The organism is Candidatus Zixiibacteriota bacterium (assembly GCA_040752595.1).
Taxonomy (GTDB): domain Bacteria; phylum Zixibacteria; class MSB-5A5; order WJJR01; family WJJR01; genus JACQFV01.
Map to the genome: position 1 here is coordinate 1 of JBFMGX010000017.1, position 20,980 is coordinate 20,980.

A 20,980-nucleotide genomic window follows, 5' to 3' on the forward strand; every position below is an offset into this window, starting at 1 on the left:
CGCATAAGTTTCAGGCTTTCGTTTATGCGCCTCGACCATAACCCGTTGCATAGCCGAGGATTGCGCGGGCAATCCCCGAGCAGAAGTCCGTTTTCTGCGCAAAGGAATTTCTGGGACACGACACTAGGAGGTTGCTGACAAAGACCCATCCATGTCATTCTGAGCCCCGCCGCTCTTTGGCGGGGCGAAGAATCTGCTGTTGGTTTCATGGAGAGAAACAACAGATCCTTCGCTTCGCTCAGGATGACAATGGTGGGATCGATCCACATTTTCTGCGTCTTTCAGCATCCTGCCAGGGTCTTAGGGCCTTCGCCAATGCGGAGGATGATCGATGTCCCAGGACTCCCCGCTATTCCACCATGTGCGCCAGTTCCCGATCAATGTCCTCTTCGCTTTTCTGTTCGAGAAGACTCTTCCAATCCGCTTCCAAGAAGCGGTCGTAGCACGCCTCTTTCTTCTGAACGTCGGCGCCCCAGCGTTTCTGAACCCGTCGACGGAAGTCCGCCGCGTGGTGCATCACTTGAGTCCAGTGCTCGGGGAATATCGACGCGAGGATCGACCGCAGGTGGCGCGCCATGAACGGCGCCTGCCCGTCGGTGGCGATGGCCGCGGTCAGACAGCCCCGGCGAACCACGGCGGGAAAGGCGAAATCGCATCGCTTGGGGTCGTCCACGACATTCACCAGGACACCCGCGGTGCGGCAGTCCTCGCTGACCCGGCGGTTGACATCGTTGTCGCCGCTGGCCGCAATCACCAGACCATAGCCCGCTACCTCGCCGGGACGATACGGACGCTTCTCCCATGTGATCCAGCCCTGCTCGGCACACTGCACCAATCGGTCATCGACCTCCGGGGCAACCACAATGACCGAGGCCTCATAGTTCAGCAGCGCATCCACTTTCCGGGCGGCGACCGCGCCGCCGCCAACCACCAGGCAGCGCCGCTGCGTCATGGCCAGGGTGATGGGCATGTAGGCATAGGCCATTTGTCTCTATCTCCGTTTCAGTTCCCGAGAGACGTGCCGGAGAATCTGTCTCTCGTATAGAATCAAGACACGACGGCCTGCAGGCCGCCGCCGATGACCTCGACGTTCTCGAATGAGGCGGCTTTTAGCATCAGCGATGCCTGATAGGACCGTACCCCGCGCTGACAAACTACAATGACGCGCGCGCCGCGTTCGATCTCGTGGAGTCGGCGCGCCAGTTGATCAAGAGAAATATGCACGGTTTTCGTACTGGATTCCACCATCACGTCCGGCAATGGTCTGTCTGCTACCTCTTCATCCTGACGGACGTCGAGCACCAGCGTCTGGCCCGGTGTACAGTCGTGGAAGTCAAAGCTCGGGCTGAGGAAACGCGTACCGCGTTGTTGTGCCCGCGCGATTGCGGCCAGATGGTGCAGCGGATCAAGCGCCTCGGCAAAGGGCGGCGCGTATCCATGCTCGAATGCCAGAAGCGCCCCGAGCCGGGCCTTCTGCTGCAGAAACGATGAGAAGACATCGATGCGCCGGCAGATGTCTCCGGTGCCGACCGCCTGCAACCCGAGAAGTCGCTCGCTGCCGCGATCGTACACCAGCTTGAGCACCATGGTCCCGACCTCCGGCAGGTAGTCGGGTTTGTCGGCGAATCCGCCCCACACGGCGGCGGCATCGAATCCGGCCCTGTGGGCTTCTGTCTCGGTGAGCCCGACAGCGCCGACGTTCAGATCATAGACCTTCAACAGCCGTGCCCCGAGAACGCCGGGGAACTGGACATCGCCTCCGGCCAGATTCTCGGCGATGACGCGACCGTGGCGATTGGCCAGCGATCCCAGGCAGAGGTTCAGCGCCTCGCCCGTGATCTGGTGTGTCGACTCGACGCAGTCACCGCCGGCGTAGATGTCGGGATCCGATGTCCGCATGCCGGCATCGACAACGATGGCGCCGCTGGCGCCCAAGCGCAGCCCGCACTGCCGGGCCAGCGAGACTTCGGGGCGAAGCCCCAAGGCCACGAAGACGAAGTCGCTGGTGATCGCCGGCGCTGCCCCGAGCATGACCGTGGGTTTCCCGGCCGGGTCGAGATCGACCTTCTCCACCCGAGCGCAGGGGATGACCATGACATCATGGCGGCTGAGTTCCTGCCGGACCAAGGCCGCCATTTCATCGTCGAGCATCCCGGGCAGAAGTTGTGGCTCCCGCTCAATCAGAGTGACCGTGATCCCCCAGAGACTTCCCACGGCCTCCGCCAGTTCGCAGCCGATGAAGCCCCCGCCCACGATCACGGCGCTGCCGATCTCTCCATGTTCCGCCATGCGCCGGAACATGATGGCGTCCTCGGGGACATGAAACGGCCGGATGCGCGGACTGTTGGCCACAGGAAACGGCGGCCGTGCTGGAACGGCCCCGGTCGCCAGCACCAGCTTGCCGTAGCCGTGCTCAAAGCACTCGCCGGACGCGATCCTTCTGACTGTGACGACCTTGCGATCCCGCGCGATGTCGATCACTTCCGCCCCGGTCACGGCCTCGAATCCTCGCGCGTGCTTGAAGAAGGCGGCGTCGCGGGGCACGCCATATGACGTCAGCGTCAGTTCCTCGAACCGACCAACATCCCCCGAGGCAAAGAAAGGCAGGCCGCACGATGCATAGGAAAGGTGCTCGTCCCGCTGAAACAGCGTCACGGTGGCGCCGGGCAGGCGCCGCATCAGGGTGGCGGCTGTCTTCGGGCCGGCAGCGACGCCGCCGACGATGACAAAGTCAGATTGCTGCACAGTGTACGACTCCGGCCATCAAAGAACCATCGATGCCGCTGGTGGATTCACAATCGGCTGGACCCGGACACGCCGCTCGTTGCGGAGGCAAGGCGCGTTCGGGCACCTCCCGCCACGCTACGCCGCCAGCTCGCGTCGCACCGACAGCGCGATCTTGTACAGTCCGGTGATCAAAAGCAGGCCAACCCCGTAGACGCCGGCGGAAATCAGCAGCTCCGGGAGCGTCGGCGAATACTCGGTCACGGCTTCCAGGGGGGACGGAATGAACCCGGTCACGACCATGCCGAGTCCCTTGTCGATCCAGATCGAGGCGAACACGGCGCAGCATGCCACGACCAGCGTCGCGGTGCGGTGACGTGTGGCGGGGTTGAACAGCAGAATCAGCGAACCCACCGCCAACACCGCGCTCCCCCACATCCATGGCATCAGTGCATTTTTTCCATTCAGGCCGAGGAACAAGTAGGCGAAGTGCGAGGTGTCATGCGGGATGTTGCTGTAAAGGGCGGTGAACAGCTCGACCAACACGAAGAACACGTTGATCGCCATCGCATAGGTGACGATCTCCGCCAGCTTCTGAATCGGTTTGTCCCCCGCGTCGAAACGGGTGAACCGCCGCAGGATCAGACAGAACAGAATCAGCAGGGCCGGACCGGATGAGAAGGCCGACGCCAGGAAGCGCGGCGCCAGAATCGCCGTCATCCAAAAGGGCCGCGCCGCCAGGCCGCTGTACAGAAAGGCCGTCACCGTGTGGATGCTGATGGCCCAGGGAATGGAGAGGATGATGACCGGACGGATCCAACGGGGCGGCGCCACGGACTTCCGCTCGGCGCCCAGAGTCACATGGCTGATGATCACATTCAGAACGAGATAGCCGCCCAGGGAGATCGTATCCCAGAACATCAACGAGCGGGGCGACGGATGCAGAAAGACATTGAGAATCCGCAACGGCTGGCCCATGTCGACGAAGATGAAGGTCATGCACATCACGACCGACGCGACCGCCAGAAACTCGCCCAGAATCGTAATCTTGCCGAACGCCTTATAGTCATGAAGATAGTATGGCAAGACCACCATGACCGCGGATGCCGCCACGCCCACCAAGAAGGTGAACTGAGCGATATAGAAACCCCAGGTCACGTCGCGGCTGAGCCCGGTGATCCCCAGTCCATAGCCATACTGGCGGAGGTAGGCCAGAAATCCCAGGAAAATGACCGCCAACAGAACGGCAATCCAGCCCCAGTATCGTTTCCCACCTCTCAGGGCGTTTTCCAACATATCCGCCTCACACTCTGTCGTCGCACTCTATGGCATCCAACAAAATGGCTGGAGACGCACGATACCCTCACCCCAGCCCTCTCCCTGAAAGTGAGAGGGGGATCAGATATTTCCCCTCTCCCCTGTGGGGAGAGGGTAGGGTGAGGGGTTGTCATCAACGCATCGCACATGCCGTAACCCAAACTGACATGGAAGCCCTCACAGCTTGTAATACACTTCCGGCTGCGTGCCCAGACTCGGACGGCGCCGAATCGCAAAACCCTCCCGCAACAGCGCGCGAACCTCGGAGTCCGGATCCTCCAGGTCCCCGAACGTCAGCGCCTTGTGCTTGCATGCCTCGACGCAGGCGAGGGGCTTTCCCCGCGCGAGCCGCTCCTCGCAGAACGTGCATTTCTCGACCACGCCGCGCATGCGCGTGGGAAACTCCGGCTCAAGTTCCTTGATGAACGGGCGCGGATCGCGCCAATTGAAGCTCCGCGAGCCATAGGGACAGGCGGCCACACAGTACCGGCAGCCGATGCACCGGTGCCAGTCCATCATCACGATTCCATCCGTCTCGCGCTTCCAGGTGGACCCGGTCGGGCAGACGCGCACGCAGGGGGGATTGTCGCAGTGATTGCACAGCACCGGCACCCCGGCGTGCTTCAGCGCCTCCTCCAGATGCTCGTATTCCTGATCGGCAAACACGCGCTCAAACGGTTCCTGCCAGATCCACTTGATCTCGTCCTTTGGGTTGCCGAAGTCGGGGACGTTGTGCACCCGATGACAGGCCAGCGTGCAGTCCCGGCAATCACCCGCCGCCAGGCACTTGCGAATGTCGACGACCATGGCCCAGCGCTGGGCCGTAAGCGGTGGCGACGGCGGTGTCGCCATCGTGCTGTCGGCCGCGTCGGCGGTCAGCGCCTTCCGGGCCGATCCGCTCGCAACCGCCAGCGTCGTCAGGCCCGCGATCTTCAGGAATCGTCTTCTGTCAACGCTCATGGACGCGGCTCCTCCGGGGCGATGTGGCAGTCCCAGCAGTACGGTTGCACACCCATATAGCTGTGGCATCGGTCGCAGAATCGCTCCTTGCTGGCATGACAACCCAGGCAGGTCCGGGTCAGACTCCGCTCGCGCCGCTGACCGTCGGACCCGGTCTCGAACCGCGCCCCCTGCCGCACCACCTGATCACGCCACACGTTCAGAAGATCCATGTGGTGGGCCGCCATATAGGCGGAATCGCGCACACATTCCCGCGCGTCCGTCGGCCGCTCCAGTTCGGGCGTGTAACCCGCCTTCCCGGTCGCCAGGTTGTACCAGAACGGAAGTGTGATCACCAGCAGGAAGACCAACAGCCCGGCGATGATCTTTCCGGTGTCATACATTCCGGCTGTCCTCCTTTGCGGGATAGGGCTGCCCCCGCAGGTCGGTCGTCCTCTCCTTCTCCCCCTTCATCACCAGGGCATTGCCGACCATCTCGTGCACGCCCCCGACGTCCACGCCGGGAACCCAGTACTCCAACAGCGGCGTGAGGGTGGCCTTGTCGATGGCGCACATGCACAACAGAAGGTTGACATCGTGGCGGTCGTGGACGAACTGCACGGCATTGGCACGGGGTAAACCGCCGCGCAGCCGCATCTCCATGTTCTCGTCGGTTCCCAAGCCGGCGCCGCTGCCGCAGCAAAACGTCTGCTCCCGGATCGTGTTCTCCGGCATCTCGAAGAAGTGGTTGCAGACGGACTTGATGATGTAGCGCGGCTCCTCCAGGAGCCCCATGGCCCGGGCGGGATTGCACGAATCGTGGAATGTCGTCCGCCAGTGATCGTTGCGGGACGGATCGAGCTTCAACCGGCCGTGCTTGATGAGGTCGGCGGTGAATTCGGAGATATGCACCATCTTGGTCGAAGCGGCGTGCACAAACTCGGTCCCGGTGATCGGCGAACGCGGCACCTCGAGGAAATCCGCCGGACCGTTCATGGTTCCCATGTACTGGTGGATCACCCGCCACATGTGGCCGCACTCGCCGCCCAGAATCCACTTCACCCCGAGACGGCGCGCCTCGGCGTACATCTTGGCATTGAGCCGCTTCACCATCTCGGCGGAGTGGAACAGCCCGAAGTTGCCCCCCTCGGAGGCGTACGAGCTCCAGGTGTAGTCCAGTCCGATCTCGTGGAAGAGCGCCAGGTAACCCAACAGCGTGTAGTAATGGGGCGAGGCGAAGTAGTCCGCCGACGGCGTGATGAAGAGAATCTCCGCGCCCTTCCTGTTGATCGGCGCATTGACGCGGACGCCCGTGATCTCCTCCAGCTCGTCGACCGCGAATTCAATGCTGTCCTTGAATCCATGCGGTTGCACGCCCAGGTGATTCCCGGTGCGGTAGCAGTTTGACATCGGCGTGCAGATCCACTCGATGTTCAGCCCGACGAGACTCATCAATTCCCGGGCCATCATCGTGATCTCGGCCGTGTCGATCCCGTAGGGACAGAAGACCGAGCAGCGCCGGCACTCCGTGCACTGATAGAAGTAGTAGAACCACTCCTTCAGCACGTCGATGGTCAACTCCCGACCACCGGCCAGCTTGCCGAGAATTCTGCCCGCCGTCGTGAAGTCATTGCGGTACACGGAGCGCAAAAGCTCGGCACGCACGACGGGCATGTTCTTCGGATCGCCGGAGCCAATGAAGAAGTGGCACTTGTCGGCGCAGGCGCCGCAGCGCACGCAGGTGTCCATGAAGACCTGGAGGGAGCGATACTTCCGGAGGCGCTCCCGCAGACCATGGACGATGATCTCACGCCAGTTGTCCGGCAACTTCCAATCGTGATCGGTCGGCTGCCAGCGGCGCGGATTCGGCAGGCCCAGATATTCCAGGGTCTCCGGAACCGCCGAATAGCACCATGTCCCCTTGCGAAACTCGACGGTGGGATCCATCCATCCGCGCGGGGAGGGCGCGAACTCTACCTGGGCCAGCTCTTCGGGCTTCGGCTTGTGCTCCGACATACGCTATTCCCTCTCCACCGGCATGCCCGCATCCTTCATGCGATCACGGAATTCATCTTCATACTCATCATAGGTGTGCACGGCCACGGGGTAGTCCCAGGGATTGACATGGCGGCGGCGGCGGTTGGTGTTGGCCAGATTCCGCGTGGGTGAGAGAAAGACTCCGCCCATGTGCATCAGCTTGCTGAACGGGAAATACGCCAACAGCGCGCTCACCAGGAACAGATGGACATAGAACGCCGTGCCCACGCCGTCGGGCAACACCGGGTGCAGACTCAGAAGCCCGGTGGCCAGCTCCTTGACGTTGGAGATGTCGATCTTGCCGAAGTACCGAACATAGACACCGGAGAGCGCAATCGCCAATAAGAGAAAGAGCGCGAAGTAGTCGGCGGGGAGCGACATATAGCGCAGCTTGGGATCGAACACCCGGCGCAGGAGGAGAAACGACAGCGCCGTCAGAATGATCAGATCCGTCAGCAGAAGCACCGGCAGCCCGACCTGGAAGAAGCCGTCCAGACCCTGCAAGCCGAGGATCCAGGACGGCACCGGCTCGACGAAGTACTTGAAGTGCCTGATGAAGATGATCAGGAAGGACCAGTGGAACGCCAGCCCCCCCGCCCAGAGCCACTTGTCGGGACCGTACACGAGACGCGGGCCGCTGCGGAGCTCGGCTCGTGTGTTCCGGAACAGCGAGCGAAAGAACAGCACTTCGAGCACCATCCGGCCGATGACCCCCGCCAGAGTGTGCGGGTTGTCCAGACGGGAAGACTTGATCCACGACAGCGACTTCTGCTGGCCGCAGGTGGTCGGGATACGGAATGGCACCGGCGATCGCGCCCAGCGGATCACGCGGTACACGACACCGATGACAAACGTCGCCATCGCCGCGTACGGCAGCACGACACCCAAGATGTATTGCCAGCCGAGCACCGACGCTCCCGCAATGGACAATACCACGAGCGCAATGACGGCAAATAGAGAGACAAGGATGCTCATAGTTCATCCCCTGAACGAAGGGCCGCGCCCGCGTTCGCGTTCTCATGCGGCCGGCTCATCCGTTCCAACAGCTTCGCCACCCGCATCTGCGCGGCGCGGGCGACGGCTTTGTGGATGCGTTCCCGGCAATCCGTGTAGCAGTCAAACGCCCGCAGAGTCAGTCGGTCGATCTCCGACTCGAGCGCCGACAACTCGTCACGGCTCCAGCCCGATTCCGGCTCTGATACCAACTCCGCGCGGATGGCCTGCTTCAAAAGGATGAACAACCCGGCCGCCTCGGAGGGCGGGCAGTCCTGCACCGCGCGGATCTTGATGATATGGTCCAGCGACTCGCCGGTCGCATCCGAAGGCGCACGCCCGATCAGCTCACTCAGGATGACCGCCGTTTCCTGCCGGAACGTGTGTCCGATCGGATTGCGAAACTGGTCGCGCTCCGACCGGAGGAAGGCCTGGCTGTCCGGAGGGAACTCGGCGAGAATCAGATCAAGCCACCGCTGGTGGATTCTCTCCCGTCGTGAATCGAGAATGTCGCGGAGCATGATCTTCGTGTCTTGCGGTCGCTATCCGAGTCCCTGCCGCGCGCCGCCGCACAGGGCGGGATGTCCGCCTGCGCGGCGGACTTGGACCCATCACATTCCCGGCGACGCCCCGACAAACATACGCACAGCGACGTCGCCGACCGGCCTTACACGCATCCGGTCGGCTTGGCCAGACCCGCGACCTTGCAGGCGCCCTTCGCCGGACCGGAGGGAAACAGCTCATAGACCTTCTTCAGGGGGAAGCCGGTCTCCTTGCAGAGCTTCCGAATCATCGGCGCGATTCCGAATTTGAGATAGTAGTCTCTCAAATAGTTGACCAACTTCCAGTGTTCATCGGTCATGTCGTTGACGCCCTCGGTCGTGGCCAGTGCCTTGGCGACCTCCTGATTCCACTCGGCGGGCTCATTCATGAAACCGTCTTCGTCGACTTCGATCTTGATGGTGCCGTGTTCAAAGACTGGCATGCCTACTCCTCGCTTTCCTCATCACAGTTGGCACAATGTCGTGTTCGCGAATCTCACAGTCGTCCTGCACCTGTCACCGCGGGCGGAACGGCCCACGTGTCATTCTGAACCCCGCCTCTCTGGGGCGGGGTGAAGAATCTGCTGTTTCTTCGTGGGAGAGGAAAGCAGATGCTTCGCTTCGCCCAGCATGACAGACTGTCCTTCCGGCACGGTGATGTGCTCTTGTTCACCCGCTAATGCATCTCGATATATCCGCAAGGGCAGTTCTCGGCGCACTTCTTGCAACCGTTGCAGAACTCCATTTTGAACTTGTAGGGCTGGCCCTTGACGACCGGCTTCAGCACGGCGTTGTCTTGGCAATAGCTCCAGCAACTCCCGCAGTCGAAGCAATAGCCGCAACTCATGCATCGCTTGGCCTCGTGGACCGCATCCTCGCGGCCCAGCGTGCCGGTGATCTCCGCCTCTGGATGCCCCAGCCGTTCGCCCACCGGCAACTCCGGTGCCGCCACCCGCTGACTTTCCTCATAATAGGACAGTTTCATCCTGTCGGGTCTAATGACGGCCATCTGCGGGTGCTTGGGCATCGGCTCGCCGCTGATCATCTCATGGATGGCGGCCGCCGCCATGCGCCCATGGGCGATGGCGTCGACGACAAGCCCGAGATTCGTGTTGTCGCCGCCGGAGAAGACATCGTGCTTCATGGTCCGGCCGTGGTCGTCGATCTTGATCCAATCCCGTCCCTCGCGGAGATCCTCGAAGCCATCGAAATCGGGGGCCTGGCTGATGGCGGCAATCAGCGCCGTGCACTCCACATCGAACGTATCCCCGGGAATCGGCACCGGACGGCGTCGTCCCGATTCATCCGGCTCTCCCAGTTGCATGCGCTGACAGGTAATGCCGACGGCCCGGCCATTGGCGCGATGAATCGCGATCGGCGCCGCCAGGAGTTCGATGCGGACGCCTTCCGCCTCGGCGCCCGTGACTTCCTCATCGATCGCCGGCATCTCGGTCCGGGTGCGACGGTAGAGGATCGTCGCCTGTGCACCCAGGCGACGAGCCACTCGCGCCGCATCGATCGCCGTGTCGCCGCCGCCGATGACCACTACACGGTCGCCGATCTCAACAGACTCCCCGGCATTCACTCGGTGCAAGAAGTCGGTCCCGGTGAACACGTTCGGCGCGTCCTCACCCTCAAGCTGCAATTTCAGCCCTTGGTGGGCGCCGATGCCGACGAAGATCGCCTTGTACTCCCGGCGCAGGTCATCCAGCGACACATCCGATCCGACCGCCGTGTTCAGCTTCAGTGCGACGCCCATTCCCAGGATGCGGTTGATCTCGCCATCCAGAATCGCAGGCGGAAGGCGGTAGTCGGGAATGCCATAGCGCAGCATGCCACCGGGCTTGGCGAACGCCTCGAACACGGTCACCGGGTATCCATGTCGCGCCAGATGGTAGGCACAGGACATCCCGGCCGGCCCCGATCCCACCACGGCGATCTTCTCGGGACGCTTCCCGTCCGTCAGACGTCGCGGCGGCAGATTGTGTTCGAGACCGTAGTCGCCGATGACCCGCTCGATCTTGTTGATTCCGACCGCACCCTCTTTATCCTTGCGATTGCACTCCGACTCGCAGGGATGAGGACAGACGCGCCCGCACACGGACGGGAACGGCGTCGTCTCCAGGGCAATGTAGAAGGCCTCTTCCAGCGCCTGATCGGTCGTCTTGCCGAGGTCTTCCGCCTGGGCGATGGTCGTCAGCCACTTCCGGATCAGATTGCTGTTCGGACACGTGTCGCCACACGGTGGTCTCTTCTCCACGAATACCGGTCGCAACGGCGAGGTCTCTACGCCGGAGCCGGTCCCCGATCCGCGAAGGCTCTTCAGCCCCTTCTTTTCTTTCTTGACCAACTTCGCCACGGTGTCATGCCCCTGTCTATGAACGAGTTGTCAATACATGCGGCTTCAACCCGGCCGCGCCCTTCTGAATTCTACGGGCGCGCGACCGCTGTTCGCCTTCATGCGCCTGCCGGACACGCGCCGGATCGCCGGCAGCGTCCGCGCCGGACGGCCTTCCCTGACGATACTCCTGCGCGCATCGGACCATGGCCTCGGCCCAACCGGGCACCCCGAGCGCATGCAGGTGCGTGTAGCAGGCCAGAGTGTGGTTGCTCAGCAACCCGTCTCGCCCGTTGCCCAGCCCGATCCCCTCGACCATCTTCATACAACCGACCGACTTGGGAAGTCGCTCGGCGGCGGCGGAATAGTGGAACTCATGGCCGCGAATCTCCGTGCCATTCGGGAAGAATGGACATGGACGGTCGACACGCACAGCCGTGTAACCGTGCCCCACGGGCGCTGCATGCATGGTCAGGGCGATGTCGAACACGCCGGACATCGGATAGGTCGTGCCCTGAAACGTGATCGCGCGGGACAGGTAGATGAGTCCGCCGCACTCCGCGTAGATCGGCAACCCCGTCGCCGATGCCCGTCGCACGGCATCCATCAGCGGACGGTTGCGCGCCAGCCGTTCGGCGTGCACTTCCGGGAATCCCCCGCCGATGTAGAGCGCGTCGATATCGGGCAGAGACGGATCGTGCAACGACGAAATCGGCACAAGTTCGGCCCCCTGTGCCGCCAGCTCTTCGAGATTCTCCGGGTAGTAGAACGTGAACACGCTGTCCCGGAAGTACCCGACCCGCGCCCGTCTCACGGGCTCCGCCGAGACGGGCGGCGCCGGTTCTTCCATGGGTTCGGCGTCTCGGGCACACTCCAACAGACGATCAACATCGAGGTATCTGGCGCCGATCTCGTCCAGACAGGACGCCATCTGGTGCGCGGCATGCCCGTGTTCGGCGGGAGTGACCAAACCCAGATGACGACTGGGAAGCAGCGCCTCGGCACAATCCACCCGCGGCACGGCCCCCAGCACGGGAACCTCGCAGTACTGCGCGATCGAATCGATGATCGTCTTGCGGTGCCGTTCCCCGGCGACCCGGTTGAGTATGACCCCCGCCACACGAAGCCGGGGCTCGAACGAGACACAGCCGTTGATCACGGCCGCCAGCGTGCGCGTCGCCTTGCCGGCATTGACCACCAGCACGACCGGCGCCCGCAACAGAAGCGCCAACTCGGCCGTGCTGTGGATGCCGGAACTCCCCCTCCCGTCATAGAGACCGCGGTTTCCCTCGATGATCGCGATGTCATGCCCGCGGGTATGATCGCAGTATGTCTGCCGCACCGAGTCGGAGGGAACGAGGTAGGTATCGAGGTTACGCGCTGTGCCCTGGGAGATCCAAGCCAGCCACGCCGCATCGATGTAGTCTGGGCCCTTTTTGAACGCCGACACCGACAGCCCGCGTCGCCGCAGAGCGGCAATGACTCCCAGACTGATCAGTGTCTTCCCTGAATCTCCGGAAAGCCCGGCAACGACCAGACGCGGAACTTCCCTGGTCATGTATCACAGACCCCGACCGAATGCATCAATCGTTGGCGGCCCCCTCTTTGTGTGGAATCTCGATGTAACTCCCGCCGAAGTATGTGTACACGCATTTTCCGGAGTTCATGAGTTCCTTGATGGCCGCTTTGCACAGGTCCTTGTCCACTTCGTCGCCGTACAACTCGATCATGGCCTTCGTCAGGTCAGTGGCTTTCAACTTCTTGACACCGAACGACTCTTTGACCATGCGGTACATGGCGTCGGCGACTTCTTCCACTGTCTTGGCCATGAAGACCTCCTAAAAAGTCAGATGCGTCGAGCGTTTGAACGTCAGTCCGGCGTGCTTGAAGTCATCGATATGCTCCTTGCGGAACTCGATGCCCGCCATCCGGAAGAACTTCGGCCAGCCAATGCGCTCGATCCATTCGCCCATGCGTTCGTATTTGCGGGCGTTCTTGGCCCAGAGCTCCACCAGGTTGCGCACCGCCTCGGTCACTTCCGGCCAGCGCGGCGGGGTGTTCGGCAGATAAGGGATCGCCAGCTTCGAGAACATCGGCTCATGCCGGGCGTTGGACACCTTCCCGCCCACCCAGATGGAGACGCCGTCATTCAGCGGATTGTTCAACGGCATCGCCGGGCAGACCGTGTAGCAGTTGGCGCAGAACATGCAGCGCTCCTCGATCACCTCAACCGTCTCCAAACCGTCGATGACCGTCGGCCGGATGGCCGCCGTCGGACAGGACGCGCTGACGTTGGGAATCTCGCAGGTCTTTTTCAGCCGGGAATGGTCGACGCGCGGCGGCCGACGGTGAATGCCGAGAATGGCGATATCCGAACAATGCACCGCCCCACACATGTTCAGGCAGCAGGCCAGGGCGATCCGCAGCTTGCCGGGGAGATCCGTGTGCGTGAAATGGCCGATCAATTCGTCCATGACCGCCTTGACCACTCCCGAGGCGTCGGTGGCGGCCGAGTGGCAGTGGACCCATCCCTGCGTGTGCACGATGCTGGAAATCGAATTGCCGATGCCGCCGACCGGGTGGCCCAGCTTCGCCAGGTCGGCGATCAACGGCTCGATGTGGGCCCGGTCGGTGAGGAGAAACTCGACGTTGTGGCGGCTGGTGAAACGCAGATAGCCGCCGCAGTACTTGTCCGCCAGATCACAGTACATGCGGATCTTGTCGATGCTCAGAAGCCGGCTCGACCCGGCCCGGACCGTGAAGAGCTGCGCGCCCGTCTCCGACACGTGCACCATCACACCCGGCTTTAGGATTTCATGGTATTTCCACTTGCCGTAGTTCTCCTTGATGATCGGAGGCAAGAACTGCTCATAATGAGGAGGCCCGTAATCGGTTCGCCTCTCCGTGGTCGCTTCAGCCATGGTATGCACCTCGAGTCTGCGCGTGGGTTCCCTATGGGTTGTCACCCTTTTTCTGTTTCACCTTCGGCGTCGTCCTCCTCGAAATACTCCTCGTAGAAGACGTATGGATTCTCGCGGGGGTGAGCGACCATCTCGGCGACCGGCTCAACTTCGAGGGCCTCCAGGAAATTGCCCAAGCCGACCCGCTGGACGAACTCGCCGATTCTCTCCCGGTTCTTGCCCTCCTCGCACCAGATGTCCCAGATCTTCTGGACGAGATCTTTGATCTCCTGATAGGGGGGTTCCATCTTGATGAACGGGATGATCACGGAAGACAACAGGGCGCCTTCCACGATGGGCGCTTTCGATCCGAGCAGAACGGTGGCTCCACGGTCCTTGCCGGGCGCGAGCGCCTTGGGCATGGCATTGATGCAGTGCATGCACTTGCGGCAGTAGCTGTTGTCGATCGTCAGTTTCTGGCCGTCCCAATCCATGCACTTGGCGGGACAGTTCTCGACGACGTCCGCCCGAATGTCCATCCCCTTCTGGGCGTATTCGCGGACCGCGTTCTGATCGATCTGAATGTTGTCGCGCCAGATGCCGATGATCGACATGTCCGAGCGCGCGATCGAGGCGACGCAGTCATTCGGGCAACCGCTGAATTTGAACTTGAACTTGTAGGGGAACGCGGGTCGGTGCAACTCGTCCTGAAAGGTCATCGTGAAGTCGTAGCAGGCGTTCATCGTGTCGTAGCACGCCCACTCGCAACGGGCCTTGCCGCAGCAACAACTGGGAGTCCGGACGTCGGATCCCGAACCGCCGATATCGAAGTCGATCTTCTGCAATTCCAAGAAGACCGGCTCCAGCTCGTCGGTCTTGGTCCCCAGCAGAATGATGTCTCCCGTCGAGCCGTGCATATTGGTCAGCCCCGAGCCCCGCTTCTCCCAGATGTCGCAGATGCTCCGCAGCGCCTGGCTGGTGTAGAACCAGCCGGCGGGCTGGTTGATGCGCATGGTGTGGAAGTGCGAGATGTTCGGGAATTCTTCCGGCAGATCGGAGTAACGCCCGATGACGCCGCCACCGTATCCCATCACGCCGACGATTCCGCCGTGCTTCCAGTGGCCGATTCGTTCCCTGTAGGATCGTTCCAAAAGACCGAGAAGGTCGCGGCTCATCGGGCTCCGCTTCGCGGCCATCTTGATCTCGGTGACAAAGCTGGGCCACTGTCCCTTTTCCAACTCATCCAGCATGGGTGTGTTGGGGAATTCACTCGCCATCGCATCTCCTTTGAACTGCTGCTGATTGTCGGCCTGTCGGGAAACACCGATGATGCCAATCGCCGGACGGACAACGACATCCGCCCTCAGCGGTCCCGGCACCGGGCTCTGGCACGCCGCACCGGGACATCGATACTCATACACGCCAGATGGCCATTCAGAGTCGGACTGTCGCCAGGGGCCGGGCCGCAACCGGCCCGGCCCCCGCATCGGGCTCCCTGATCAATAGATCGGTTTGATGTCCCGTTTCATCATGCTCCACTGGTCGGTCTTCGGATCGTACTTGCAGTTGGCGAAGACCTTCCACTCGTCGCGGAGCGCGGGCTTGTCGGAGCGGAAGTAATACCCCGGCCAGCGCGTCTCCTCGCGGAAGAGGATCGTGCGCACGTGCGCTTCCGCCTGCCACATGCGGTGGATGTTCTCCCAGCAGCGCAACAGCTCGTGCAGGTCCTTGGCCGCCAGCTTCTCTGAGTCCTCCTTCAGGAAGGCCAAAAGCTCCAGACCCTTGGTCAACAGCTTGTCGCTGGTGGTGAAGTTGGTGGACACCCCGCCGGCGTACTCGTCCATGATCTTCTGGAGACGGAACATGAACTGCTTGGGACGGATGTACTGCGGGTTGACGTCCGGATCGGTGCTGGCATTCTGGTTCTTCTCGAACAGATCGATCGGCCGCAGGATGCGCTCTTTCAGCTTGTCGATCGTGCCCGCGGCAACGGCGCCGGGCTGCGCGTTCTCGACCGCGTAGCGGACCGCGGCCTTGGCGGCGATGCGACCTTCCGCATGCGACCCCGAGGAGAACTTGTGGCTGGATGCACCCGAGGCGTCACCCGCCGCAAACAGCCCCTTGACCGTGCACATGTTCTCGTAGCCCCAGAAATACTCCGACGGCGCGATGTCCTGCGGACCGCTCACCCAGGCACCGGAAGCGCCCGAGTGGGAACCGATAAAGTAGGGCTCGCAGGCCGCGATCTCGGAGGGCCGCTCCTCCGGGAACACGTTCGTCGCCGCCCACAGAAGCGCCTGGGAGATCGTCATGTCGAGGAAGTCTTCCCACGCCTCGGATTCGAGTTCTTTCAGCTTCTTCTTCCGCTCTTTCTCATCGGGCACTGAGTCGGAGATCTTCTTGAGGGCCTCTTCGGTCCTCATGTAGATCGGCCCTTTGCCGTCACGGACGTCGAGCATCATCAGCCAGTTGCGCAGGTTGGCCGGGACCGGCTTCACCATCCCATACGGTTTCCACTTCTCCAGCTCGGCCTTGTTGGTCTGCATGTAGTCCTCATCGCGGGCGTTGGTGGCCCGTGACTTGAACAGCAGGAACCAGGCGCCGACCGGACCGTAGGCATCCTTGAAACGCACCGGGATGAAACGCACTTCCTGGCAGGTCATCTCCGCGCCGGCCTTGATGGTGAAGTAGGCGCTGGCGCCGGAGTTGAACGGCGGATACCACGAACGGCCCAGTCCTTCACCGCTGGAACGCGGTTTGAACACGTGGACGGCGCCGCCCATGGCCACGACCACGGCCTTGGCCTTGAAGACATAGAACTTGTTCTCGCGGACGCTGAAGCCCACGGCGCCGACGCAGTTGCCCTTGTCGTCGAGCAACGGCTCGGTGATGAACACGCGCTCGTAGATGTTGTCGGCGCCGATGGCGTTTTTGGCCGCCTCGGCCACGACGATCTTGTACGACTCGCCGTTGATCATCAGTTGCCAGCGGCCTTCGTGGACATACTTGCCGTCGGCGTCCTTCCAGATCGGCAGCCCCCATTTTTCGAACAGGTGCACGGTGGAGTCGACGTGGCGCGCGATGTTGGCCACCAGGTCCTCGCGGGTGATGCCCATCAGGTCGTTGCGGACATACTCCACGTAATCCTTCACGGTGTTGGCGCCGGAGTTGACATCCACATACTGGTTGATCGCCGACAATCCCATGGCCACCGCACCGGACCGGTCGACCGCCGCCTTGTCCACCAGGGTGACCTTCAGGTTGTTCTTCTTGGCCCAATAGGCCGCTTCGACGGCCGCTCCACAGGCCGCCATGCCACCGCCACAGATGAGCACGTCGGTGGTGACTTCTACGGTTTCGAAGTTCGCCATATCCTCATCAGTCCTTTCTCACTTCACGCGTGGGAGTTCCGCGCACTTGGTCGACTCCGGTTCGGTGAACAAAAGCGGGCTCTTCAGATCATTCGTTCCGGTGGAATAGCCGCCGTCGGGAACAGCGGTCCCTTCCGGTGTGGTGCGGATGGGGAACTTGAACCGCTTCAGGGTGCCGTTCCGGAACTTGATCGTCCACAGGATGCTGTCCGAGGAACGCAGCGGCGTGACCAGGGCATTGAGAGGGATGAAGTCCGCGTAGCCGCGCACCTCCATCGCCTGCACCGGACAGATCTTCACGCAGCACATGCACTCCCAGCACATCGCCGGGTCCTGGTTATAGGCTTTCATCTTCTTCTTATCCAGGACCATCAGGTCGTTGGGGCAGATGTACTGGCACGCCGTCTTGTCCAGTGCCTTGCACCCATCGCACTTGTCGGGGATAACGTAACTCGGCATGGATTCCTCCCGATCTGGTGATTGACTCGTTTTGTACGCCTATGACTATCAATGTTATGTGTCACTTCTTCGCTGCGTCGCCGGTGGCGTGGGCGTGCATCTTCACCTCGACTTTGTCCTCGTCACCGAGCTCGGCATAGTACTGCCGCAGGATCTCCAGGACCTCCTTACGGCTGAACTCGACCGGAACTTCGCCCCCCTCGGAGAGCGCCTTGCGCAACGCGGTCCCGGAGAGAAACAAACGATCCTCCTTGCCGTGCGGACAGGTCTTCATCGAGGCCATCCCGCCGCACTTGTAACACCAGAAGGTCCAGTCGATCGGCAGCATCTCGCACAACAGGGCGCCGTCCCACAGCTTGAAGAAGATCTCCTGCGCGTCGAACGGACCGTAGTAGCTGCCGACCCCGGCGTGATCGCGCCCGATGATCATATGCGTGCAGCCGAAGTTCTGACGGAACAGGGCATGGAGCAGACCCTCCCGTGGCCCGGCATAGCGCATGTCGAGCGGATAGCCGCCGGTCACCACGCGACTCTTGTCGAAGTACAACTCGACGAGCTTGTCAATGCAACGCACCCGCACGTCCGCCGGGATGTCGCCCGGCTTGAGCTGGCCCACCAATTGGTGGATGTAGAGCCCGTCGGAGACCTCGATGGCGATCTTGGCCAGGTACTCGTGCGAACGGTGCATCGGATTGCGCAACTGCAACGCCGCAATCGTCTTCCACCCCTTCTCCGCGAAGATCTTGCGACTCTCGGCGGGACGCTGGTAGATCCCCTTGAACTTCTCCGGGAAGTAGCTCTCGGAGAGGACCTTCACCGGCCCGGCCAGGTTCCACTCCTTCTGCGCCATCACCATCTCGACACCGGGGTGTTCCTTGTCGGTGGTGGCGAAGACATGCTGGCACTCGAACGCCTTGTCGATCTTGTATGACTCGGTGACCTTCATTGTGCCCATGATCTCGCCGGTCTCACCGGACACCAGACAGATATCCGTGCCCGCGGCCACCTTCTCGTCGTGAGACAGCGTGATCGGAATCGGCCAGAAGATGCCGTTCGCCATCTTCATCGATTCACAGACGCCCTTCCAATCGGCCTGTCCCATGAATCCTGTTAGCGGGGTGAACCCCCCGATGCCCAGGAAGATCAAATCGCCCGTCTCGCGCGTGGACATGACGATCCGTGGAAGCGTCTTGGCACGTTTCAATTCCTCTTCACGCTCCCGACCCTCCAAGAGCAGAATCCGCAGCGTGTCACTCCCATGGGGAGAGATCAATTCCGACTTGGCCATAGACTCAAACTCCTCCTGATTCGGTTACATATTGTCTCGTCGGCGAGTGACTCTCCCGTCGCAAGACGCTGTTTGCGCATTTTGCCATTCCAGACATGATCGCCTTTGCGGACCACTCCAGACCACCCGCGCCGGGCGATTGCGGACTTTGATACGTGACTTTATTCACAAGCATACAGAACAGAAACACTTTTCTTCACAAGCCTCCGCCTCGCACCGGGCCCGCGACAGGTCCTCCACGTCGACCGCCCACCCGCCCGCGCCCCGGGCTCACTCCACACGTTTCGACCGGCGGCGGATCTGTACATACCACATTGCCTGCCAAGCTCTTAGCGCAACGAGTCCATCCGCCTTGTCGAACCCCCCTGCGGCTCGGAGAGCAATCGGAAGTACTGGAGATCCCCACCGACCCGACCGCTTCGAACCTACAAGTCAAACGATGGTATGTCAAGCGTGCTTGTGAAAATTGTGCGGAAATTGTCAATTTTCATCGGTGCACCCGTGGAACGCATTGTGCGTTGACGGTCCACTCTCCCCCGTAGATGACAACAAACCCCGCCGCCGGTGCATCTGCGGCATACGCGCGCACGATCAAAATCCCAAGAGTTTTTGTCTTTCGCGTCGGCCGTAAAGAGGGGAACCACTCCTCAAGCCGCGACGCGATGCGTATATTGCTTCCGGAGGGTAGCGGGATGGTGAAAAAACTCAGAGCACACCATTCCGGGGAGAATCGATCCGGGATGAGCGGCGCGCAGAGCCGGTGCCACAGAATCCTGACGAGCGGGGAGTCGGCGCCGATGGGTGTCGGGCACGGCGGCGCCGGCCGCCCGGTACGTCCGGCGCATAGGGATCGCGGGGCACGGATGTGACCGACCACGAGATGCGATGTCCGCATTGCGGCCAGCCGATGCGGAAGTGGCTGCCGCCGGACGACTCCGGCTGGGGCCCCGATTACCACTACGTCTGCTTCAATGACGATTGCCCTTACTATGTGAAGGGCTGGGAGTGGATGAAGGAACACTACCAGCAGAACGCGTCGTACCGCCATCGGTATGATCCCCGGACCGGCGAACAGGGACCGCTTCCGGTGTGGTCTCCCGCCGCCCACAGGGGACGAATCGTCGACTGAGAGGAATCGGCATGCAGGAGCTCGAACGGTTCAAAGAAGAGATCCTAAAGGACTATCCCCGGCTGTCGGCCCAGGACGCGTTCACATTCGCCTGCCATCCCGGCGTACCCTGTTTCAACCGGTGCTGCGCCGATGTGAACATCTTTCTGACACCGTATGACGTCATACGATTGAAACGGGCATTGGGGATCTCGTCCCAAGAGCTGTTGGACAGATACACGGCGATGCCGTTCGATCGCAACCTGAAATACCCGGTGTTGATGCTGCAAATGAATGCGGATGAAACGAAGAGTTGTCCCTTCGTCGGGCCGGACGGCTGTCGGGTGTATGAGGATCGCCCCTGGTCCTGCCGCATGTACCCGCTCGGCTTGGCATCCCCGAAGGCGTCCGACAAACAACCGCCGGGAGACTTCTACTTCCTCCTCAAGGAGGCGGTGTGCGAGGGATTCCGCGAGGCACGACGGCAGACGGTGAGCGAATGGCTGGCGGATCAGGGCATTCCCCAGTACAACGACATGGGCGAGCAGTTCAAGGAGTTGGCTCTCCATCCGTTCTTCGAAAACGGCGACAACCTGACCCCGCAGAAGATCGAGATGTTCTTCCTGGTCTGCTACAACATCGACGAGTTCCGCGCGTTCGTGTTCAAGACCAGCTTCCTCGACAAGTTTTGCGTGGACGATGACACGCAAGACCGCATCCGCCAAGACGACGTCGAATTGTTGAAGTTCGGATACCGCTGGCTCCGGTTTGCCCTGTTCGGCGAACCAACCATGACCATCCGAAGCGAGGTTCTGGAGGAGAAGAAGAAGGAACTGCAGATGCGACAGAAGCTTCCCGGCGCCCCGTAGGAACCGGTCGTGGTCGGCCGGGATCGACCGGCGTCGCGGCGATGGAATCCGACACAGTCCCGGGAAGCGAAAGCCGCATGCCCAGGCGTCTTCTC

The 20,980-nt window shown here is 61.8% G+C and carries 19 protein-coding genes; 2 read left to right on the forward strand and 17 right to left on the reverse strand.

Annotated features, from left to right (window positions below; translation table 11 throughout):
* Positions 1–349: 349 nt before the first annotated feature.
* From AB1792_06030 to sat, 17 genes are all read right to left on the reverse strand, one after another.
* Positions 350–985, reverse strand: coding sequence for a bifunctional precorrin-2 dehydrogenase/sirohydrochlorin ferrochelatase (locus tag AB1792_06030; protein ID MEW5701769.1), 636 nt, complete (start codon positions 983–985; stop codon positions 350–352).
* A 62-nt stretch (positions 986–1,047) separates the two neighbouring features.
* Complete coding sequence (locus tag AB1792_06035; GenBank protein MEW5701770.1) at positions 1,048–2,745, reverse strand: FAD-dependent oxidoreductase; 1,698 nt, start codon at positions 2,743–2,745, stop codon at positions 1,048–1,050.
* A 117-nt stretch (positions 2,746–2,862) separates the two neighbouring features.
* A complete protein-coding gene (gene dsrP, locus AB1792_06040) occupies positions 2,863–4,020 on the reverse strand; it encodes a sulfate reduction electron transfer complex DsrMKJOP subunit DsrP (GenBank protein ID MEW5701771.1) in 1,158 nt (385 codons plus the stop codon).
* A 198-nt stretch (positions 4,021–4,218) separates the two neighbouring features.
* A complete protein-coding gene (gene dsrO / locus AB1792_06045) occupies positions 4,219–5,001 on the reverse strand; it encodes a sulfate reduction electron transfer complex DsrMKJOP subunit DsrO (protein ID MEW5701772.1) in 783 nt (260 codons plus the stop codon).
* A complete protein-coding gene (dsrJ, locus tag AB1792_06050) occupies positions 4,998–5,384 on the reverse strand; it encodes a sulfate reduction electron transfer complex DsrMKJOP subunit DsrJ (protein MEW5701773.1) in 387 nt (128 codons plus the stop codon). Before dsrJ ends, dsrO begins: the two co-directional genes overlap by 4 nt.
* Positions 5,377–6,996 carry a sulfate reduction electron transfer complex DsrMKJOP subunit DsrK gene (gene dsrK / locus AB1792_06055; protein MEW5701774.1) on the reverse strand — a complete coding sequence of 540 codons (1,620 nt, stop codon included), beginning with the start codon at positions 6,994–6,996 and terminating at the stop codon, positions 5,377–5,379. The genes dsrJ and dsrK overlap by 8 nt, the downstream gene beginning before the upstream one ends.
* A 3-nt stretch (positions 6,997–6,999) precedes the next feature.
* Positions 7,000–7,992: a sulfate reduction electron transfer complex DsrMKJOP subunit DsrM gene (gene dsrM / locus AB1792_06060; GenBank protein MEW5701775.1), complete on the reverse strand. Its 993-nt coding sequence runs from the start codon at positions 7,990–7,992 to the stop codon at positions 7,000–7,002.
* Positions 7,989–8,531 (reverse strand): RsbRD N-terminal domain-containing protein, encoded by a 543-nt coding sequence (locus AB1792_06065; GenBank protein MEW5701776.1) that lies wholly within the window; start codon positions 8,529–8,531, stop codon positions 7,989–7,991. The genes dsrM and AB1792_06065 overlap by 4 nt, the downstream gene beginning before the upstream one ends.
* Before the next feature lie 146 nt (positions 8,532–8,677).
* The gene (locus tag AB1792_06070; protein ID MEW5701777.1) at positions 8,678–8,995 is read right to left on the reverse strand and encodes a TusE/DsrC/DsvC family sulfur relay protein; all 318 of its coding nucleotides are present in this window, start codon (positions 8,993–8,995) and stop codon (positions 8,678–8,680) included.
* A gap of 233 nt (positions 8,996–9,228) precedes the next feature.
* A complete protein-coding gene (locus tag AB1792_06075; protein MEW5701778.1) occupies positions 9,229–10,911 on the reverse strand; it encodes an NAD(P)-binding protein in 1,683 nt (560 codons plus the stop codon).
* A 16-nt stretch (positions 10,912–10,927) separates the two neighbouring features.
* Positions 10,928–12,448, reverse strand: coding sequence for a cobyrinate a,c-diamide synthase (locus tag AB1792_06080; protein MEW5701779.1), 1,521 nt, complete (start codon positions 12,446–12,448; stop codon positions 10,928–10,930).
* Between the two features lie 25 nt (positions 12,449–12,473).
* Positions 12,474–12,719, reverse strand: a complete 246-nt coding sequence (locus AB1792_06085) for a hypothetical protein (GenBank protein MEW5701780.1) — start codon at positions 12,717–12,719, stop codon at positions 12,474–12,476.
* Between the two features lie 9 nt (positions 12,720–12,728).
* Entirely contained in the window at positions 12,729–13,811 is a 1,083-nt protein-coding gene (dsrB, locus tag AB1792_06090) for a dissimilatory-type sulfite reductase subunit beta (GenBank protein MEW5701781.1), read from the reverse strand.
* Between the two features lie 41 nt (positions 13,812–13,852).
* Entirely contained in the window at positions 13,853–15,067 is a 1,215-nt protein-coding gene (gene dsrA / locus AB1792_06095; GenBank protein ID MEW5701782.1) for a dissimilatory-type sulfite reductase subunit alpha, read from the reverse strand.
* A 222-nt stretch (positions 15,068–15,289) separates the two neighbouring features.
* Positions 15,290–17,161: an adenylyl-sulfate reductase subunit alpha gene (gene aprA / locus AB1792_06100; protein ID MEW5701783.1), complete on the reverse strand. Its 1,872-nt coding sequence runs from the start codon at positions 17,159–17,161 to the stop codon at positions 15,290–15,292.
* A gap of 18 nt (positions 17,162–17,179) precedes the next feature.
* Positions 17,180–17,620, reverse strand: a complete 441-nt coding sequence (gene aprB, locus AB1792_06105) for an adenylyl-sulfate reductase subunit beta (GenBank protein MEW5701784.1) — start codon at positions 17,618–17,620, stop codon at positions 17,180–17,182.
* 61 nt (positions 17,621–17,681) lie between these two features.
* Entirely contained in the window at positions 17,682–18,908 is a 1,227-nt protein-coding gene (sat, locus tag AB1792_06110; protein ID MEW5701785.1) for a sulfate adenylyltransferase, read from the reverse strand.
* Between the two features lie 865 nt (positions 18,909–19,773).
* Between sat and AB1792_06115 the strand changes: the two genes are divergently transcribed.
* Both AB1792_06115 and AB1792_06120 read left to right on the forward strand, forming a co-directional pair.
* Complete coding sequence (locus AB1792_06115; protein ID MEW5701786.1) at positions 19,774–20,037, forward strand: ogr/Delta-like zinc finger family protein; 264 nt, start codon at positions 19,774–19,776, stop codon at positions 20,035–20,037.
* An 11-nt stretch (positions 20,038–20,048) separates the two neighbouring features.
* Complete coding sequence (locus AB1792_06120; GenBank protein ID MEW5701787.1) at positions 20,049–20,885, forward strand: YkgJ family cysteine cluster protein; 837 nt, start codon at positions 20,049–20,051, stop codon at positions 20,883–20,885.
* The last annotated feature ends 95 nt before the right edge of the window (positions 20,886–20,980 follow it).

Coding starts and splice junctions, on each gene's coding strand:
- AB1792_06120 (MEW5701787.1), top strand. CDS start 20,049: ATGCAGGAGCTCGAACGGTTCAAAGAAGAGATCCTAAAGGACTATCCC.
- dsrJ (MEW5701773.1), bottom strand. CDS start 5,384: ATGTATGACACCGGAAAGATCATCGCCGGGCTGTTGGTCTTCCTGCTG.
- dsrP (MEW5701771.1), bottom strand. CDS start 4,020: ATGTTGGAAAACGCCCTGAGAGGTGGGAAACGATACTGGGGCTGGATT.
- AB1792_06080 (MEW5701779.1), bottom strand. CDS start 12,448: ATGACCAGGGAAGTTCCGCGTCTGGTCGTTGCCGGGCTTTCCGGAGAT.
- AB1792_06070 (MEW5701777.1), bottom strand. CDS start 8,995: ATGCCAGTCTTTGAACACGGCACCATCAAGATCGAAGTCGACGAAGAC.
- dsrO (MEW5701772.1), bottom strand. CDS start 5,001: ATGAGCGTTGACAGAAGACGATTCCTGAAGATCGCGGGCCTGACGACG.
- AB1792_06030 (MEW5701769.1), bottom strand. CDS start 985: ATGGCCTATGCCTACATGCCCATCACCCTGGCCATGACGCAGCGGCGC.
- dsrM (MEW5701775.1), bottom strand. CDS start 7,992: ATGAGCATCCTTGTCTCTCTATTTGCCGTCATTGCGCTCGTGGTATTG.
- dsrK (MEW5701774.1), bottom strand. CDS start 6,996: ATGTCGGAGCACAAGCCGAAGCCCGAAGAGCTGGCCCAGGTAGAGTTC.
- sat (MEW5701785.1), bottom strand. CDS start 18,908: ATGGCCAAGTCGGAATTGATCTCTCCCCATGGGAGTGACACGCTGCGG.
- AB1792_06065 (MEW5701776.1), bottom strand. CDS start 8,531: ATGCTCCGCGACATTCTCGATTCACGACGGGAGAGAATCCACCAGCGG.
- dsrA (MEW5701782.1), bottom strand. CDS start 15,067: ATGGCGAGTGAATTCCCCAACACACCCATGCTGGATGAGTTGGAAAAG.
- aprA (MEW5701783.1), bottom strand. CDS start 17,161: ATGGCGAACTTCGAAACCGTAGAAGTCACCACCGACGTGCTCATCTGT.
- aprB (MEW5701784.1), bottom strand. CDS start 17,620: ATGCCGAGTTACGTTATCCCCGACAAGTGCGATGGGTGCAAGGCACTG.
- dsrB (MEW5701781.1), bottom strand. CDS start 13,811: ATGGCTGAAGCGACCACGGAGAGGCGAACCGATTACGGGCCTCCTCAT.
- AB1792_06085 (MEW5701780.1), bottom strand. CDS start 12,719: ATGGCCAAGACAGTGGAAGAAGTCGCCGACGCCATGTACCGCATGGTC.